The 17,592-nt window shown below is 68.3% G+C and carries 18 protein-coding genes; 3 read left to right on the forward strand and 15 right to left on the reverse strand.

Annotated elements, in window-relative coordinates:
- Positions 1–1,177, reverse strand: a 1,177-nt coding sequence (gene dbpA / locus QM612_RS00005; protein WP_415251842.1) for an ATP-dependent RNA helicase DbpA, incomplete at its 3' end; no start/stop codon positions are given.
- Here dbpA and QM612_RS00010 point away from each other — a divergent pair.
- Entirely contained in the window at positions 1,170–2,564 is a 1,395-nt protein-coding gene (locus QM612_RS00010) for a hypothetical protein (protein ID WP_415251843.1), read from the forward strand. The two genes, dbpA and QM612_RS00010, sit on opposite strands and share 8 nt — an antisense overlap.
- Positions 2,565–2,567: 3 nt before the next feature.
- On the opposite strand, the gene QM612_RS00015 is transcribed toward QM612_RS00010, so the two are convergent.
- Positions 2,568–2,786: an RNA-binding S4 domain-containing protein gene (locus QM612_RS00015; protein ID WP_415251844.1), complete on the reverse strand. Its 219-nt coding sequence runs from the start codon at positions 2,784–2,786 to the stop codon at positions 2,568–2,570.
- Between the two features lie 21 nt (positions 2,787–2,807).
- A complete protein-coding gene (locus QM612_RS00020) occupies positions 2,808–3,761 on the reverse strand; it encodes a DMT family transporter (RefSeq protein ID WP_415251845.1) in 954 nt (317 codons plus the stop codon).
- A 195-nt stretch (positions 3,762–3,956) separates the two neighbouring features.
- On the opposite strand from QM612_RS00020, the gene QM612_RS00025 reads away from it, so the two are divergent.
- Positions 3,957–5,507 carry a serine hydrolase gene (locus tag QM612_RS00025; RefSeq protein ID WP_415251859.1) on the forward strand — a complete coding sequence of 517 codons (1,551 nt, stop codon included), beginning with the start codon at positions 3,957–3,959 and terminating at the stop codon, positions 5,505–5,507.
- A 44-nt stretch (positions 5,508–5,551) separates the two neighbouring features.
- On the opposite strand, the gene QM612_RS00030 is transcribed toward QM612_RS00025, so the two are convergent.
- The 12 genes from QM612_RS00030 to QM612_RS00085 form a co-directional block, all read right to left on the reverse strand.
- Complete coding sequence (locus QM612_RS00030) at positions 5,552–6,205, reverse strand: response regulator (RefSeq protein WP_415251846.1); 654 nt, start codon at positions 6,203–6,205, stop codon at positions 5,552–5,554.
- Positions 6,206–6,377: 172 nt separating this feature from the next.
- Entirely contained in the window at positions 6,378–7,301 is a 924-nt protein-coding gene (locus QM612_RS00035) for a peptidylprolyl isomerase (protein ID WP_415251847.1), read from the reverse strand.
- 46 nt (positions 7,302–7,347) lie between these two features.
- Complete coding sequence (locus QM612_RS00040) at positions 7,348–8,361, reverse strand: ATPase, T2SS/T4P/T4SS family (RefSeq protein WP_415251848.1); 1,014 nt, start codon at positions 8,359–8,361, stop codon at positions 7,348–7,350.
- The gene (locus QM612_RS00045) at positions 8,358–9,488 is read right to left on the reverse strand and encodes a TrbI/VirB10 family protein (RefSeq protein WP_415251849.1); all 1,131 of its coding nucleotides are present in this window, start codon (positions 9,486–9,488) and stop codon (positions 8,358–8,360) included. The genes QM612_RS00040 and QM612_RS00045 overlap by 4 nt, the downstream gene beginning before the upstream one ends.
- Positions 9,485–10,354: a TrbG/VirB9 family P-type conjugative transfer protein gene (locus QM612_RS00050; RefSeq protein WP_415251850.1), complete on the reverse strand. Its 870-nt coding sequence runs from the start codon at positions 10,352–10,354 to the stop codon at positions 9,485–9,487. The genes QM612_RS00045 and QM612_RS00050 overlap by 4 nt, the downstream gene beginning before the upstream one ends.
- Positions 10,351–11,526, reverse strand: coding sequence for a type IV secretion system protein (locus QM612_RS00055; RefSeq protein ID WP_415251851.1), 1,176 nt, complete (start codon positions 11,524–11,526; stop codon positions 10,351–10,353). The genes QM612_RS00050 and QM612_RS00055 overlap by 4 nt, the downstream gene beginning before the upstream one ends.
- Positions 11,523–13,979, reverse strand: a complete 2,457-nt coding sequence (locus QM612_RS00060; protein ID WP_415251852.1) for a VirB4 family type IV secretion/conjugal transfer ATPase — start codon at positions 13,977–13,979, stop codon at positions 11,523–11,525. The genes QM612_RS00055 and QM612_RS00060 overlap by 4 nt, the downstream gene beginning before the upstream one ends.
- Before the next feature lie 38 nt (positions 13,980–14,017).
- Positions 14,018–14,299, reverse strand: a complete 282-nt coding sequence (locus tag QM612_RS00065) for a type IV secretion system protein VirB3 (protein ID WP_415251853.1) — start codon at positions 14,297–14,299, stop codon at positions 14,018–14,020.
- A gap of 7 nt (positions 14,300–14,306) precedes the next feature.
- Positions 14,307–14,633, reverse strand: a complete 327-nt coding sequence (locus QM612_RS00070) for a TrbC/VirB2 family protein (RefSeq protein ID WP_415251854.1) — start codon at positions 14,631–14,633, stop codon at positions 14,307–14,309.
- Positions 14,630–15,211, reverse strand: coding sequence for a lytic transglycosylase domain-containing protein (locus QM612_RS00075; protein ID WP_415251855.1), 582 nt, complete (start codon positions 15,209–15,211; stop codon positions 14,630–14,632). The genes QM612_RS00070 and QM612_RS00075 overlap by 4 nt, the downstream gene beginning before the upstream one ends.
- Positions 15,208–16,731: a phospholipid carrier-dependent glycosyltransferase gene (locus QM612_RS00080; RefSeq protein WP_415251856.1), complete on the reverse strand. Its 1,524-nt coding sequence runs from the start codon at positions 16,729–16,731 to the stop codon at positions 15,208–15,210. The genes QM612_RS00075 and QM612_RS00080 overlap by 4 nt, the downstream gene beginning before the upstream one ends.
- A gap of 16 nt (positions 16,732–16,747) precedes the next feature.
- Positions 16,748–17,404: an intradiol ring-cleavage dioxygenase gene (locus QM612_RS00085; RefSeq protein ID WP_415251857.1), complete on the reverse strand. Its 657-nt coding sequence runs from the start codon at positions 17,402–17,404 to the stop codon at positions 16,748–16,750.
- Here QM612_RS00085 and QM612_RS00090 point away from each other — a divergent pair.
- Positions 17,382–17,592 (forward strand): hypothetical protein (locus QM612_RS00090; protein ID WP_415251858.1); only part of this gene is annotated, 211 nt, incomplete at its 3' end. The two genes, QM612_RS00085 and QM612_RS00090, sit on opposite strands and share 23 nt — an antisense overlap.

Here is a 17,592-nt window from a genome sequence, read left to right on the forward strand (position 1 = left end):
CGTCGATGCGCAGGGTTGCCATCGCGGCTTGCGGCACCTCGCGTGGCTTGCCATCCAGTGGCGTGATGCGTTCGTAATGGATGGGTTCGCGCATGCGTTCTTCAATGATGGCGGCGCGCCCGCGTTCGTTTTGCGCGACCAGGCTCAGCGCAAGGCCGCTGCGCCCCGCACGTCCGGTGCGGCCGATGCGATGCAGCCAGGTGTCGGCATCCGTCGGTAGTTCGTAGTTCACCACCGCGCCGATGTCGTCGATGTCCAGCCCGCGCGCGGCCACGTCGCTGGCGACCAGCACGTTGCAGCTGCGGTTCGCGAAGCGCACCAGCACTTCGTCGCGGTCACGCTGTTCCATGTCGCCGTGCAGGGCCAGTGCGTCGAAGCCGTAATGCGCCAGCGAGCCGACCACTTCCTCGGTATCGCGGCGCATGTTGCAGAACACCACGCAGGACTGCGGGCGGTAGTGCAGCAGCAGCGCGGCCAGTTGCGGCGCGCGGCGGGCGGGATCGGCTTCGAAGAAATGCGTCTTGATGCCACCCGGCTGCGCACCGTCCGCCACGCTGACTTCCAGCGGGTCGCGCAGCATGGCCTGTGCCAGCGTGCGGATGGCATCCGGGAAGGTGGCCGAGAACAGCAGCGTCTGGCGATCCTTCGGCGTGCGTTTCACCAGCGCGCGGATCGGTTCGTCAAAGCCCATGTCGAGCATGCGGTCGGCTTCATCCAGCACCAGCGTGCGCACGCCGCGCAGGTCGAGTGCATCCTTCTGCGCCAGTTCCAGCACCCGCCCGGGCGTGCCGACGACGACCTGCGGCGCGTGCGCCAGCGATGCCAGTTGCGGTGCCAGCGGGATGCCGCCGCACAGCACCGACAGCTTCAGGTTGGCGATGCCGGTGGCGAGCTTGCGCAGGTGCTTGCCCACCTGATCCGCAAGTTCGCGGGTGGGGCACAGCACCAGCGCCTGCGTGCGTGTTGCGCCGGCATCGATGGCGTGCAGCAGGCCCAGCCCGAAGGCGGCGGTCTTGCCGCTGCCGGTGGGTGCCTGCGCGATCAGGTCGCGGCCATCGAGGATCGCAGGCAGCGCCTGCGCCTGGATTGGCGTGAGCGTGGTGTAGTCGAGCGCGTCCAGTCCTGCTCGCAGGGACGGTTCAAGCGCGAGTTCGGCGAAGGTGGTGGGCGTGGTCATCGCCCATGATCGCAGTTACCGGTGGCTGGCGGGCGGGCGCGTGCGTTGGGACGTGGAATACGCGCCGATTCATCGCCGGTTGTGGCAGTTGCCGCCGCGCGCACTAGACTGGTGGCCCGCCCATCATCCCGCGCATTCAATGCCACTGCGTGCCTTCCTGCTCATGATGTGCCTGTTCCTGATGGCTTGCAGCCGCCAGCCGGAACCCGTCACCAGCGCCAGCGTGGGCGCAACAGAGCCGCCTCCGGCGCAGGTGCAGCGCAAGCCGCAGGCCGAGATCGACTGGTCACAGGTGCATTTGGAAGCGGGCGATGCCTGGCTGAGTTGCAGCCCCGATTATGGTCAGGGTGATGGCCGTCCGGTGCTGTCGCTGGCTTACGAGGACATGGTCAAGGTCGCGCAGACTTGTCGCGAGGTCGGGCTGTTGCGGCTTCGCTACAAGGGCAAGGTGACGGCGAGCTTCGGCGCACTGGTGGAGCGCCTGGGCCGGGTGGCGGGTGATCTTGGCATCGGCAAGCGCATCCTCGACATCGACTCCACAGGCGGTCACGTCGAGGCGGCGATGCGCGCCGGTGACGCCATCGGCGAGAACGACTGGACCATCTGGGTGCGCGGCGATTCGCGCTGCCACAGTTCCTGCGTGCTGCTGCTGGCCGCAGGCGACATGCGCGTGATCGCGGGGCCGGTCGGCATCCACCGCATGTTGCGGATCGGTTCGTCGGCCACCTCGCGCAAGGAACTGGGCGATGAATTGCGCAAGGTCAGCGAAGACCTGCGCAATTACCTGGAACGCAACGGTGCCTCGCACGAGGTCTATGACCTGATGACCACGGTGCCCAACCGCACCCTGCGCATCCTCACCAGCGAGGAACTGGATCGCATGGGGCTGTCCGGCGTCAATGCGGTGGAGGATGACCTCAATCGCATCCGCCTTGCGCGCCGTTGCGGGCTGGGTTTCGTGCAGCGGCGCGACGCCTTCCGCATTGCCTACGAGGCGCGCTGCAGGAAGCAGGTCGATGGCGAGGAGCCGGACATCGACCAGATCAACCAGTGCGGGCTGGACCTGCGCAGCCGCTTCGGCTTCCCCGACGAAAAATGCCCCGATGAAAGCCCGATGGCGGAACTGGACGGCGCGATCCTGATGCCGAACGTGGTGCAGATTCCCGATCTCGAACTGCCGCCGGAAACCGAACCCGTGCCGGTCAAGCCGGTGTCGAAGCCGAAGGCAAGCCCTACCAAACCCGCTGCCGGGCCTGCAGCATCGGATGACGCGCCTGAAGAAACGCCGGAAAAGACGTCGGAACCGGAGCCGGAAAATCCACCGGAAGCCGCCGCGCCCGAGCATGCTTCCGAAACAGCGCCTCCGGCGTTGGACGTGCTGGGCTGAGTTTCAAACGCCGACAACGCGGATTTCGACATCGCCCAGGCCGACACGCTGCCCGGCGCGGATTTTCGCGGTCTTGCGCAGTTCCGTCGCGCCATCGACGCGCACCGCGCCGCTGGCGACAAGCTGTTTGCCGGCACCGCCGGAGTCGCATAGCCCGGTCAGTTTCAATAACTGATTGAGTTCGACGAAGTCGCGATCCAGTTCGAAGTCGATGGTCTGCATTCGTGCAGGGTAGCCGATTGGTCAGTCGGCGATGCGGTGGGCTTCGTCCACGCCCGCCTGCCTTGCGTCTGCGGGTTTGTCACGGCTCGCCAGCAATCCCTGCGCGAACACCGCGCCAAGAATGATGGCGACGCCGAGGTAGAAGCGCGCGCTAAGTTCCTGTTGTTCACCCAGCAGGATTGCTGCCAGCACGACTGCATAGACCGGTTCCAGGTTCAATGACAGTTGCGCGGTGAACGCGGACAGATGGCGCAGGGCGACCAAGCACAGCGCGAACGGCAGCAAGGTGCAGGCCAGCGACAGCGCCAGCAGCCACAGCGTGTCCTGCGCGGATGGCAACACCAGCAACGGGCCGGAGAAGGCATCGCTGGCAATGACCAGCGGCAGCAGCGGTGCGAGCAAGGTCAGCAGCAGCGTGCCCGCGCCGAGTTCAAGCGCGGTGACGGTGAGCGGGTCGCCGGCATTGACCATGCGCTTGTTGAGCGTGCCGAACAGGGTCACCAGCAGGGCAGAGGCCACGCCCACCGCGACGCCCGCATGCATGCCCGCCGGAACGCCGCCGACCACCAGCCAGATGCCCGGCAACGAGACCAGCCCCAGCAGCAGGTTGCGAAGCTGGAAGCGCTGGCCGGTCAGCATCGGCTCAACAAGCGCCGTTACCGGCGTGGCGAAGGCGATGCAGGTTGCCGCCACCGAGGCATTGGACAACTTGATCGCGCCATAGAACGTCAGCCAGTGCAGCGCCACCAGCGCGCCGATCCCGGCATAGGCCCAGCGCGTGCGCGCCGGCATCGCCCGCAGCCCGCGCCACACGCGCGGCAGCAGCGCCAGCACGGCGACCACGGTCAACATCCGCCACCACACCAGTGGCAGCGCAGGCAGCGAGATAAGTTTGCCGAGGATCGCGGTGAAACCCCACAGCACCACGCACAGGTGAATCTGCCAGAGCGCGCGGGTGGTGGCGGGGTTGGACATGCGCGCATTGTCGCAGCCCGGCATGACCGATGACGCATCGCGCGATGACAGCGGCATCGGCATACTCGGCACTTTAGACAGGAAGGAAGCACCGTCATGCGCATCGCCACGCTGGTCGCCGCACTGGCCCTGACCCTTGCCGCCGCATCGCCCGTGCTGGCGCAGCAGACGCCGCCGATCCGCATCGACGACACCATGGTGCCGCTGTCCTCGGAATTGCCGGATGCGGCGCGGCTGGCGCAGTTCGATGCCTTCGTCGAGCGCGTGCAGAAGCAGTTCGACGTGCCGGGCGTGGCGGTGGCCATCGTCAAGGACGGACAGGTGGTGATGCAGCGCGGCTACGGCGTGCGTGAACTGGGCAAGCCGGCCAAGGTGGATGCGCACACCATGTTTGCCATCGCTTCCAATACCAAGGCGTTCACCGCGGCGGCGCTGAACATCCTGCAGGACGACGGCAAGCTGAAGACCACCGACCGCGTCATCGACCATCTGCCTTGGTTCCGCATGGGCGATGCCTATGTCACCCGCGAAATGCGCATCCGCGACCTGCTGGCGCACCGCAGTGGTCTGAGCCTGGGTGCGGGCGATCTGCTGTACTGGCCGACCACCACCTATTCCACGCGCGAAGTCGCGCAGCGCCTCAAGGATGTGCCGCTGACCGGCGGTTTCCGCGAACAGTACGCCTACGACAACATCTTGTTCGGCGTGGCGCAGCTGGTGGTGGAAGAAGCCGCCGGCATGCCGTTTGCGCAGTTCCTGCAGACGCGCGTGTTCCAGCCGCTGGGCATGGGCGAGACGCGCTACAACAGCGATGACATCAAGCCCGGCGACAACGTGGCGACGGGGCATGCCAAGTTCGATTTCAAGGATTTGCGCCCGGTCGGCACGACAAGCTGGCGCAATGTGTCAGGCGCAGGCGGCCTGTATTCCAGCGTGCATGACCTGACCAAGTGGATGAACGCGCAACTGGCCGGTGGTGTGTACGCAGGCAGCGGCGACAGTGCCAAGCGCCTGTTCTCCGAACAGCGCCAGCGCGAAATGTGGACGATGCTGACGCCGATCCCGGTCGGCAAGCCATCGGTGCCGGAACTGGCAGCGGCGACGCCCAATTTCCTCGGCTACGGGCAGGGCTGGATGTTGTCCGATTACGCCGGCAACAAGCTGGTCTGGCATACCGGTGGCTGGCCGGGGCAGGTGTCGCGCCTGACTTTGGTACCGGACAAGCGCATCGGCGTGATCGTGCTGACCAGTGCGGAAGTGGGCGTGGCCTTCAACGCGATCACCTTTGAGGCACTGGACATGATGCTGGGCACCGGCGGGCATGACTGGCTGAAGGGTTATGCCGCCGCGCTTGCAAAGGCGCAGGGCGGTGCCGACGAAGACTGGAAGAAACACCTCGCCGTGCGCGCGAAGAACAGCACGCCATCACTGCCGCTGGCGAAGTACGTCGGCACCTATCGTGATCCGTGGTACGGCGACGTGCTGATCCGGCAAGGCGCGAAAGGGCTGGAGATGCAGTTCGGCAAGACTGCGGAACTGCTGGGTGACATCGAACACTGGCAGCACGACAGCTTCATCGTCCGCTGGCGCGACCGCGCGCTCAATGCAGATGCCTTCCTGAGCTTCACGCTGGATCACGACGGCAACATCCGCGAACTAAGGATGGAACCGGTTTCGCCGCTGACGGATTTCAGCTTCGACTTCCAGGACCTGCGGCTGGTGCCGGTGGTGGAGCCGAAGAAATAAGGATCGGGTTGCGGCCCGCGCATGCGGGCCGTCGCATCGCGCGATCAGGCCTCGGTTCGCACGCGACTGCGCACGGTGTGGCGGGGAATGTCGTCCTCGTCCAGCAGCGGTTCGATGCGGCTGAACACCTCGGCGCGGGAGAACGGCTTCTTCATGAAGTCGTCGGCGCCGATGCGCTGCACGTAGAACTGTTCGGTGGCCTGCGCGTTGCCGCTTATCATGATGATCGGGATGTCCTTGGTCACCGGGTCGCGGCGCAGGGTGCGCAGGGCGCTGAAGCCGTCCATGCCGGGCAGCACGATGTCGAGGAAGATCAGCCCCGGCACTTCGCGGCGGGCGATTTCGATGCCGCTTTCGGCGTCATAGGCTTCCAGCACCTCGTACTGGTTCTGCTGCAGCATGCGCTTGAGCAGGGCGACGATGGTGTGTGAATCATCGATCAGCAGTACCCGCGTGCCGGGGCGCGCGTTGCGGCGGATGCGCTCGCGGCGTTCCGGGCCATCGTGCAGGACTTCGGCAGCGGCCTCCGCAACGGCAGCGCCGGGATCGATCAGCGCTGCTTCGGAGGCAGGAGAAGCGGGCGTATCGGCTTGTACGGGCGGCAAGGGCCGTTCCGCGATGACGGGTGGCGCGGGCCGTGCAGTTGCCGGCGCGGGTGCGCTGGACTTCGTACGCTTGAACAGGTCGAAAAACGCCATGCAACTCCCCCGGTCAGCCTCGGGGCATCTTACCCCGAAGCTCCGGGTTGCTTCAGCGGTGCGTGTGCATGTTCGCTGCCAGTGCCTGCCAGCGGAATGCCGGTGCGAGCGGCTGCAGGTGCGGTCGTACGCGACAACCCGCAGGCGCAGGAAATAAGGTCAGTGCTGTGACTCAACCCTTCGGCGTCTCCCGCACCGGCAGCGGCACGTTGCACAGGTCGATGTGGCCGGCGGGTTGGGTGTAGAAATCATCCACCCGGTTGCGGCGTGCCTCGGTGGCGTCGATGAAGGCCTGGCTGTCGGTGCGCAGCAGTTGCAGCGGTGTGCGTTGTACTTCCGGCACGTCGCTGGCGAGCTTGATCGAAATGATCGGCGCGCGCTGTCCGGGTTTCTCGTAAAAGCCCATCGGGGCGGGGCCGCGCGGCATCACGCTGAGCAGTTCCATGCCCTTGATGACGCGCCCCACCAGCGAAAGCTGGTGGTCCAGTGCGCGCGGGGCCTGGCCGATGACGACGTAGAGCTCGGCGGCGATGCTGCTGTCCGGGGCGTTGTTGCGGCCCGCGCCGACGATGCCATAGCAGTGCGTCATCCACAGCGTGCCGGTTTTGGGGTCGCGCGCGGCGGGCATGCCGTCGGCGAAACCGACCTCCGGTGCCCAGCCATCCACGTCCGGGAGTTTGTCGAAGCGCACGCCCTTGGCGCTGCGGGTGAACTCGGCGGGCAGATGGGTTTTCGTGCCTGCGGGATAGGGCTTGGCCTTGCCGGCTTCCTCGCCTTCGGCATCGCCGAACTGCACCACGAAGTTGTCCTGCACGCGATAGATGGTCAGGCCGTCCCAGAAGCCGCCCTTCGCCATGGTCTTGATGTTGGCGACGTGTTCCGGTGCGAAGCCGGGTGCCAGTTCGATGATGACGCGCCCGCCGGGCAGTTCCATGTACAGGGTGTTGGCCGGGTCCAGGTCGCGCCATGCGCTGGCCGGTGCGGCATCGACGATCTCCTGCGCGGTCTTGCGCTTGGGCGGGGTTGCGGCGTCTTGTGCGGCGGCGGGCAGGATGATGCCGAAGGCGAGGGCGGCGGCGAGCAGGGTGCGGCGCATGGCAGGCTCCGGATGGGCAAGGGCCGAAGCATAGCCCGTGCCGTGGTCAGGCCGCGAAACTGCCGGGCACGTCCAGGATCGCCATGATCCGCCGCTCGCCATCGACACGCCCGACCTGCACGACGAGATCGACCAGCCCGTGGACATAGGCGAGTGCATCGGCGCGGCTGAGGCCGATGCCGGCCTGCACCACCATCAATGCGAGTTGCTGCAGGGCACCTTGCGGGGTATTGGCGTGGATGGTGCTGAACGAGCCGGGATGGCCGGTGTTGATCGCGCGCAGGAAGGTGACGGCTTCCGCGCCGCGCAACTCGCCCAGCACGATCCGGTCCGGGCGCAGGCGCAGGGCAGCGCGCAGCAGTGCGTCGGTGTCGATGCGCGCCTCGCCCTGTTCGTCGCGCACGGCCACCAGGCCCAGGCTGTTGGCCTGGTGCAGGCGGATTTCGGGCGTGTCCTCCACCGCCACCACGCGCTCGTGCGCGGGGATTTCGCGCAGCATCGCGTTGAGCAGGGTGGTCTTGCCGGAGGAGGTGCCGCCGGAGATCAGCACGGTGCGGCGCGCGGCCACGGCGGCGCGCAGGCCATCGAGGGTGGGTGGAAATACCGAGCCCGCGCCTGACGCATTGGCACCGGCGGCGATGCGGTAGTCATCCAGCCGCAGGTCGATGCCGATGTGGCGGCGGATCGCCAGTGCCCAGCCGGCGCGCGTCGCCGGCGGGCCGACGATCTGGATGCGTTCGCCGCCGGGCAGGGTGGCCGCCAGCAGGGGTTGTTCGCGGTTGATGCCCTGGTGGCTGGCGCGTGCAATCTGGGTGGCCAGCCGTTGCAGCAGGACATCGTCGATGGCGGCTACCTGTTCGCGGCGCATGGTGGGCTCGCCGATGCGTTCGATCCAGACTTCGCCGGGCCGGTTTATCAGGATTTCGGTGACCTGCGGATCGTCCAGCCAGTGGCGCAGCGGCTGCAGGTAACTGTGCAGGTAGAGGTTGCGCTCCGGTGCGAACGCGGCTGTGCCAAGGCCCGGTTCAGCGTTGTTGGGTGCCGACATGCGGGCGCTCATCTGCGCACCTCGCACTGTTCGCCTGCCGGGCAGGCAGTGGCAACCGGCTGGCCGGGAAACGCCAGGTCGCGGGCGACGAAGACCTGGATCGGCGTGCCCAGCGGGATGCGGATGGTCGGCGGGATCTTGCCGTTGCTTTCCAGCGCCACGCCGGCTGCGCTTTGCGCGCCACTGGAGGCGACCACCACGGAACCATCGCTGCCGGTCGCGCTGGCCAGCCCGGACACCACGGACAGCAGGATCGACGCACCGAAGCGTTGCCAGAAGTGGCGGTTGACCTCGCCGGGCAGGCCGATCTCGCCGCCGGTGTCCATCGCCGGCGAGCCCAGTTGCACCGATACGCCGTCCGGGCGAAGCAGGCGCGTCCACATGATGTAGGCGCGGCTTTGCCCGGCGGCAAGGCCGCTCTTGTACTGGCCGATCAGCCGGCTGCCGCGCGGGATCAGCACGCTGCTGCCGTCGAAGCCGCGCACGTCGCGGCTGATGATCGCGCGGGCGTAGCCGGGCAGGTCGGAGTTGACGGCGGTTTCAAGGACAGCGGGGAGGATCGTGCCTTGCACCACCGTGTTGCGATGGTCGCCCAGCATGTCGGCGTGGGCCACCGGTGGCGCGTCGCCGGTGCTGCGCATGGCGAATAGTTCGTCGGCGCTCAGGCCATTGCGCGCGTCCGTTTCACTCTGGCTTGCAGGCCTGCCGCCGGCAACGGTCGGTGCCGCAGCATCGCTGTTGTCGATCACCAGCGGCATCGCGCGCGACTGGCCGGGATCGGGCTGGTTGGGGTCGGGCCTGGCGATGGGAGCCGCGACGGCCACAGGCGTTGCCGGCGCTGCCGGCGGTGCGGGCGTGGCGATGACCGGTTGCGGCTGCGGTGACGGGATTGCCGCGGTTTCGACCGCTGCCGGTGCAGCGGTTGCCGCTTGCGTGCGCTGCCCGGACAGGCCAAGCAGGGTGAGTGCGCCCAGTCCGAGTGCGCCCAGCACGCCAAGGGCCAGGCCGATGCTGTCGCTGGCGCGCGGTGGTCGCGCAACCGCCGGCTGGGCGCGCAGGGCCAATGCCTGCTGCTGGGCGGCATCCAGCGACAGGCGCGGATCGGCGGCGGTGGTGGAGGCAGTGCGTTGGCCGATCATGGCGTGTCCTCCGCGCGGTCCTTGAACCAGGCGGCGATCGCCTTGCGCACGCTGCGGTCGTCGTCGCCCGCGCGCTTGCCGGCGCTGCGCGGCTGTGGCGAGGCGGCGTCCAGCGTCGGCATCTGGTAGGCATCGTTGAAGAGCACCGCGACCGCGTTGCCACGGCGCAGCACGAAGGCCGGTGCCACCCGCGGGACGACCAGGTAGTCACCCTCGACGGTGAAATCGACCGCCATTTCCGACTGGTCGGCACCCACCGCGAACACGGCGGGCGTGGCGCTGCCGTCCTCCCAGCGGAAGAACGTCCGGCTGCCGTCGTCGAACACGCGCTGCGGCACGTTGCCCGCCGCGCCGCTGAAGGTGTAGGCGCTGTTGCGTGGTGCCGGCGGTTTCGGCTCGGCTTCGGTGGCCGCAATGCCGGCGATGGCCGCGACGCCTGCTTCCGGCTCTGGCTCTGCCGGGTAGCGGAATTGCAGCGTGTACAGCACGCGCCCGCGCCGGCAGGCCTCGCTTGCCACGGCGACCAGTTCGAAATTGTAGCGGCGGCGATCGGTGGCCACGGTCATGTTGCTGTGGCTGCTGACGTAGGCCGGCTTCACGAACAGCAGGTCGGCGCGCTTGTTGGGTACCACCAGCCAGCGCGAGGCATCGCCAAGGCCGACGTTCTCGATCTTCTCGCCGGGCGCGAACTGGATCATGGTCTGGAAGCCGAAGCAGCCGTCGATCCGGACCACCTTGCCGGGGTCGTAGTCGATGCTGCGGATGCGCTCGTCGCCTGCCTGCACCGGCATGGCGTGCAGCGCGCCCAGCAGGAACACGCTCTGTAGGAACACGCCTTGCAACAGGATCCTGCATGCGTGGGTCATGGCTTGGCTCCTCCTGTGATGCCGCCACTGCCGCTGGTCGCGCGTTGCCCCCAGCGCTGGGTGGCGCGGCGTTGGGCGTGGGCGGGCGCGGCGGTGGCGTGGAACATGGGTGTGCGCATGGGTTGCGATGCAGGCGGCAAGCCGCCGCTGCCGGCCTGCCCGCGTTGCAGCGCGTTGCCGATTGATGCGACGCGCAGGTCGCGGCCATCCGCCGCATTGCCGCGATCATGTGCGGATGAAGTTGCCGGTGCGGTGGCTGCCGGCCTGTCCGGTTGCGGGTGCGGCGCATGCGGCATGCCGGCATCGCGCGTGGACGCCAGCCGCCAGTGGCGGGTCAGGCTGGCGGCGGCCCAGGCCAGTGCGAGCAGGGTCAGCAGGTAGATCACGGCGGCCACGAACAGCATGGCAAGCGGGCGCACCGCTTCGCCCGCTGCCAGCGGGTCGGCCATGGCTTCATCCAGCAGTGGCGACAGCATCGCCACCAGGCCGGCACCGCCCAGCACGATCAGCATGGGTGCCAGCGCGAACGCGACCACGGTCTTCAGCCAACCCTCGAACAGGCCACGGGTGCCACCGAACAACGCGAACACGATGAACACCGGGCCCAGTGCCAGCAGGATGGCAAGCACCACCCGCGCCATCACCAGCAGGCCGGCGGTGGACAGCACCAGCAGCAGCGAACCGGCCCATGCCAGCTTGGCCGACAGCTGCAGGTTGGCGCTGGCTTGCTGGCCCTGCGCCTGCAGCGCCTGCGCCAGCTCGACATAACCGGTGAACAGGCCATCCAGGCGATGCACGAAGGTCGCGGTCGCGCTACCGCCGCCGCCCAGCAGGGCAGAGGCAATCTGGTCGGGGCCGCGCGCCAGCAGGTCGCTGACCACCACCTGATAGGCCGGCCACGCAGTGGCAAAGGTCAGCACCAGCCCCAGCGCGAACACGCGCGGCATCGCCCCGGACAGGGTCAGCCGCGTGCGCCCGCTCACCAGCCCCAGCGCCAGCAATGCCACGTACAACGTCAGCACCACGGTCAGGGTGGTGACGAATGCGCCCGATTGCCCGAACAGGCGCGCATAGGCCACGCCCACCGCGCCATTGAGCTGGCAGTCAACCGCCGCCAGCGTGCCGGACAGGCTGGCCGCGTCGCCGCCGGGAATGACCGGGCAGGCGTTCATCCCACCACCTGCAGGCGTGGCGCGGTGGCAGCGCTTTCATCCGCCTGGGCGGCGGGCCAGGCGCTGCCGGTCAGTGCCTGCCACCAGCCGCGCGGATGGTCGCCATGGCGGCGACGCAGTTCGTCCAGCTGGCGCACGCTGCTCTCGCGCCCGGACATCGCCACCAGCAGGTCCGGCATCGCCGACAGATCCAGCCGCACCACCACGCTGTCGTTGCCGTGCTTGACCAGGAAGGCATGCGCATGCGCCGGCAGGTTGCGCACCAGTTCCAGCTCGTGCGCACTCAGGCCGAAGCCGGCGCAGTAGTCCTCGGCCTGCGCGCGCGGGTTGGGCATGAACAGTTGGGTGGCGGTCTGTTCGATGATCGCGCTGGCGACGCGGCTGTCGAGCGCATCGCGTGCGCTCTGGGTGCCGAAGCCGACCACCGCGTTGCGCTTGCGCAGGGTCTTCATCCAGTCGCGGATGCGCGCCGAGAAGGCCTCGTCATCAAGCGCCTTCCAGCCCTCGTCGATCAGGATCATGGTTGGATGGCCGTCCAGGCGCTGCTCGACGCGATGGAACAGGTACAGCATCGCCGGCGTGCGCAGGCGTGGCGCATCCAGCAGTTCGGTCATGTCGAAGCCGAGCGATGTCGCCGACAGGTCGATGCGGTCGCTGGCGTTGTCGAACAGCCAAGCATGCTCGCCGTCGCCGCACCACGGTGCCAGCCGCGCGACCAGGTCGTCCGGCGACGCGCGGCGATGGCCACCCAGCAGCTCGCGGAAATAGCACAGCCGGCGCACCGGGAATGCCTGCGCATAGCTGGCATCGACCGCCTGCGCGATGATGGCCTCGTCCTCCACGCCCAGCCGCTGGCCCGGCGCGCACAGCAGCTGCGCCAGCCATTCGCGCAGGAAGGCGCGGTTGCCCGGCGTGTCCGGCAGTTGCAGCGGGTTGAAGCCGGTCGGCTCGCCCGCGCGCAAGGTGGCGTACAGCCCGCCGGTGGCGCGCACGAAGATCTCCGAACCACGGTCCTTGTCGAACAACACCGTGCGCGGCTTGTAGCGGCGTGCCTGCGCGGCGATGAAGTTCATCGCCACGGTCTTGCCCGAGCCGGACGGCCCGATCACGGTGAAGTGGCCCAGGTCGCCGCGATGCAGGTTGAAGTGATACGGCGTGCAGGCGCTGGTTTCCAGCACGGTCAGTGCCTGCCCCCAGTGGTTGCCTTCGGCGCGGCCTTCCGGAAAGCCGTGCAGCGAGGCGAAGCCGGCGAACGCGCCGGTGGAGATCAGCGCCTTGCGTGCGGCGTAGCCTTCGTTGCCGGGGAACTGCGCCCAGAACGTCGGCTCCAGCGCCAAGTCCTCGCGCACTGCCACCGCGCCAAGGTCGGCGATTGCGGCGGCGCATTCGGCCACCGCGGCATCCAGCGCTTCCAGCGACTGTTCGCGCACCAGCAGCGAGAGATGGTGCTCGCCCAGTGCAGAACGCCCGGCAGCCAGATCGTCCTTGGCTTCGGCCAGCCCCTGCCGCAGGCTCTGCGATTCGTCGTCGGCTGCACGCTGCTGGCGCTGCGCCAGCGACACGCGCTCCATCCCGGTCTGGCGATCAACGAAGGCGAAGCCCTCGCTCAGCACCATTTCGCAGGGCAGCCGCAGCAGCGCGTCGAACATGCCGGGCATCGCTTGCGGCGGGTATTCCTTCAGGCCGAGCATGGCCGAAAAGTCGCGGATGCCGTCGGCACCACGGCGCTCGATCGCATCGCCACCAAAGCTGATGCGGCGGTATGGCAGGTGATGGCCGGCATCGCCGGCCGGTTCCAGCATCGGCTGCAGTTCGCCGTTGAACAGCGCCGACAGGAACTCCAGCGGCTCCGAGCAGCGTCCGTGCGGGCTGTCGTAGCCGCCGAGCAGGCGGGGGGCATAGTCGGTCAGCGCGTTGGCCAGCGCCTCGCGCATGGCATCGAGTTCGCGCACGTCGCGCGCACGGGCGGCATCGGCGTCGGCCTGCGACAGTGCGTGCCGGGTGCGCCCGATCAGGCGATCGATCCAGCCGGCCTTGCCGCGCGCCGGGCGTCGCAGCACGGTGACGAACAGGTCATTCACGAACAGCCGGCGCGCGGCCAGTGCGTCCTGCCAGCGGCGGTCGAGTTCGGCGCTGAGTGGATCGTCGAACTGGCCCTCCACGCGCACGCCCACCCGCCGCCGCAGCAGGTGGTGATGCACCACGTAGCGTGCGTCGGCGACTGCGCGCAGCGCCGCGTCGCGCATGCGCAGGCGGTGATTGAGGCTGTCATCGTCGGCGGTCTCGAAGGACACCCCCTGCAAATGCAGGCATTGCAGCAGCGCGCCATCGCGCAGCAGCACGCTGTGGCCGTCGCCCAGCACCCGCGCATACGGCAGGTGGTCGCCCGCGCGCGCCTCGCGCCGCAGCAGGCGGGCGGAACGTGCATCGGCGGCGTTCGATTGCTTGCGCATGGGCCTGCTCCGTCAGGAAAAGGGGCCGTGACCTGCGATCACGGTGCGTAGCTGTTGCAGCGCCAGTGGTGCCAGTTGCGCACGCGCGGGCAATGGCTGACCCGCGCGAACCACAGGTCGAAGATGCGCGGCTCGCGCAGGCAGGCCAGATAGCCGATGCCGTGTACCAGTAGCGCCACGCCCAGCGCCCAGAACGAGCGCGTCATCAGGAAGGCTTCCGTCGTCACCACGCCGTTGACGATGAAATAGCTGTAGGTCACGCCGCCGAACATCTGCGGTTGCGCCAGCGCGCGGAACACCGGGACTGGTTGCAGGGCCATGACCGCCTCACACCGCCGAGCGGATGCCGGCCACGATCGTGGTTGCGCCGAACAGCACGAAGCAGCCAAGGATCACGGTTGCGCCGAAGCGCCAGTGGATGCGGCCACTGAGCATCATGAAGCCGACCACGGCAACTGCGATCACCGCCACGGCGGTGGCGACATTGCCCAGCAAGGTGCCCTGTACCCAGTTCAGCGCGTTGAGGATGGGGCCGGAGCCTGCGGGCTCGGCGGCGTAGGCCGGGGCCGACAGCAGGGCCAGTGCCGGCAACGGCAGGATGTGGCGGCGCGCCAGGATCAACAGGCTGCCGCGCTGGTGTTTTCTGCTGCTCATGGAAGTCCTCCTGTGGACGTGACGGATGTGGGTGCGGCGTCGGCACCGCGTGCGAGGCGTTCCAGGTTGCGCTGCACGTAGGTGCGGGTCTCGCGGTAGGGCGGCACGCCACCATACCGCCAGACGCTGCCGCTGCCGGCGTTGTAGGCGGCCAGCGCAAGGTCGAGATTGCCGTCGTGGCGGTCGAGCATCTGCCGCAGGTAGGCGGCACCGCCAAGGATGTTCTGCGCCGGGTCGCGCGGATCAACGCCCAGTTCGCGCGCGGTTGCGGGCATCAGTTGCATGATGCCGATCGCACCGGCGGCGGACACGGCATCGGCGTGATAGGCCGATTCCGAGCGCGCCACCGCATCCAGCAGCCACGGACTGATGTCGTAGCGCGCGGCGGCGGCGTGCAGTGCGTCGCGGTACTGCGCCGGAATTGCCGGTGCCGGCCCGTCATCATCTGCGCCCGCAGGGCCGCGTGCGTCGGGTGCGTCGATGCGCTGCATCACGCCATCGTCGCCAACCTCGAACACCTGCGCATGTGCCGCGCCACACAGGGCCATCGCCAGCAACAGGGGCAATGCGCGCTTCATGGCTGGCACTCCACGATGTGCAGCGGCCAGTTGCGCTGCTGGCAGGCGGCATGGGTCAGCGGCTTGTGCAGCGACAGCGGCGACAGCCACCAGAAGGCCAGCAGGTGCAGTGCCAGCAAGGCCGTTGCCGGCCTGCCGCCCTGTGTGCGCAAACCCGGCCAGCGCGCGGTGGCAAGCTGCCATGCCATCGGCACCAGTGCGAACCCGATCAGCACGCCGCCAAAGGCGTGGTACAGGTACATCACCCGCTGCGATGCGATCCACAGGTGCAGGCCAAAGCACGCGACCCATGCGGCCAGCAATGCTGCCGCGATCCAGGCCAGCGGCGCATCGGCACGCACGGATGCCGGCGCGCGCAGGCGCAAGGCCAGCAGCAGCGCGACTGCCAGCGGTGCCAGCAGCGCCAGCAGCCAGCCCAGCGGATTGGGCACCAGTTGCACATAGGCGGTGCGGGTGCCGTCCGAATCCCAGCGATAGTTGATCGTGCGCCGCTGCGCCAGCCACTGCCACGGCGTGGAGCCGTTGGCATCGTGCAAGCCCATGCCATCGACATCGGTGGCCATGAAGCGGGCATAGCCACGCGCGGCATCCAGCAGCACCGCAGGGCCGATGCCGCGCTGGCCTTGCAGGTACGCGCGATATGCGCCTTCGATGAAGGCCGTGTCCTGGCGACCGGCGATGGTGTTGGCATCGGGCATGCGATGGCCGATGGCGACGTGCGCGCCCAGCACCAGCACCGTTGCCAGCACGCCTGCAGCCAGCATGCGCATGGCGGTCTTCGCCGCCGCGCCAATCGGGGAAGCAGGCGTGGTGACCAGCCGATGCAGCACCAGCACCGCCGCCGGTGCCAGCAGCCACGCCGCATTGAGCTTGACCAGCAGCGCCAGCGCACCAAACGCGCCAACTGCTGCCTCGCGCCAGCCCGCACGCGCGGGCCTGCGCACTGCGCTGGCGAACGCCCACAGCGCCAGCAGCGCGAACAGCAGCTGGAACGCTTCCAGGTGCGCTGCGCGCAGGTGCGCGACGAAGGCGTTGTCGAACACGAACAGGTTGACCGCCACCAGCGCAGCGGCAAGTGAGCGCGTCACGGTCAGCACCAGCCCCGCCAGCGCCAGTGCAGCCAGTGTTGCGGCAAGGCCGGACGCCAGCCGCATGCCGGTCATGGCATGGCCGGCGGGCAATGCCTCGCCGGGCGCGTGCTTGTGGTCACCAAGATGCGAGGTGTCCAGCGCGCGGTTGGGTTGCAGCAGCGCTTCGCCCGCCGCCAGCAGCATCAGCCCCAACGGCGGGTGGGTGGCGAACTGCGCGTGGCCGTCCAGATAGCGCTGGGTGGATGTGACGTAATAGCCCTCGTCCCAGACCAGCCCCGCAGGTTCGCGTGGGCGGGCCAGAAAGACCGTGGCTGCAAGTGCCAGCACCAGCAGCGCGACCAGTGCCGCCTGCATGCGCGTTGCCGCAGCCGCGCCCGCGATCCTGGTGGGGATGGCGGGACGCGGCAGGCGGGTGGTGGTGGCGTTCATGGCCGCAGTGCCGACCTCAGCGTGCCAGCCCGACCAGGATGGTGCCGGTATAGCCGTTGGCAACACTGCCGGTCAGCGATGGCGTCTGCTGCGCCAGTTGCGCGGCGGTGTTGTCGCCGAACACGTTGTCGCTGGACAGGCTGATCTGGTTGAGGTTGCTGGTGCTGGTGCTGTAGCCGCTGCCGCCTGCATACACCGTGCGCGAGATGCCTTCGGGCATCGCCATCTGCCCGACCAGCACCGCATTGTTGCGATGGGTGGCGACGGACAGGCTGGGATAGACCTCGAAGTGGATGTGCGGCCAGCGCCCGGAGTAGCAGCCGGGATAGATGGTCTGGAAGGTCAGCTCGCCGTTGCTGTCGCTGACCTGCAGGCCGCGCAGGTAATTCTCGTTCTGCACGCCGCTGGAATACAGCGAGTACAGGCCGTCGCGGGTGCAGTGCCACAGGTACACCGCGTAGCCGGACAGGCCCGCGCAACTGGCGTTGGTGTTGGCCAGCTTGATCGTCAGCGTCAGCGGCACGCCCGGCGCGGTGTTGGTGGAGATGCCGAAGCTGCTGCGGATGTCGCTGCGCACAATGCCGCTGCTGCTGAGCACGTTGACCACCGAGCCGTTGATCGAATTGCTGCCGTCGGCGGGATACGGCCCGTTGGTTTCCTGCGGATCGGTCACGCAGGCCGTGGTGGTGCTGCTGGAACTGCTGCTGGAGCTGGAACTGCTGGAACTGGAACTGCTGCTGGAGCTTGAACTGCTGGAGCTGCTGCTGGATGTCGAGCCGCCGCTGCTGGAGCTGCTGCCGCCACCGCCGCCGCAGGCTGCGGCCAGCGCAGCGGCACCACCGGCTGCGAACCAGCCAAGCA

It is taken from the genome of Thermomonas sp., assembly GCF_047606765.1.
Taxonomy (GTDB): domain Bacteria; phylum Pseudomonadota; class Gammaproteobacteria; order Xanthomonadales; family Xanthomonadaceae; genus Thermomonas.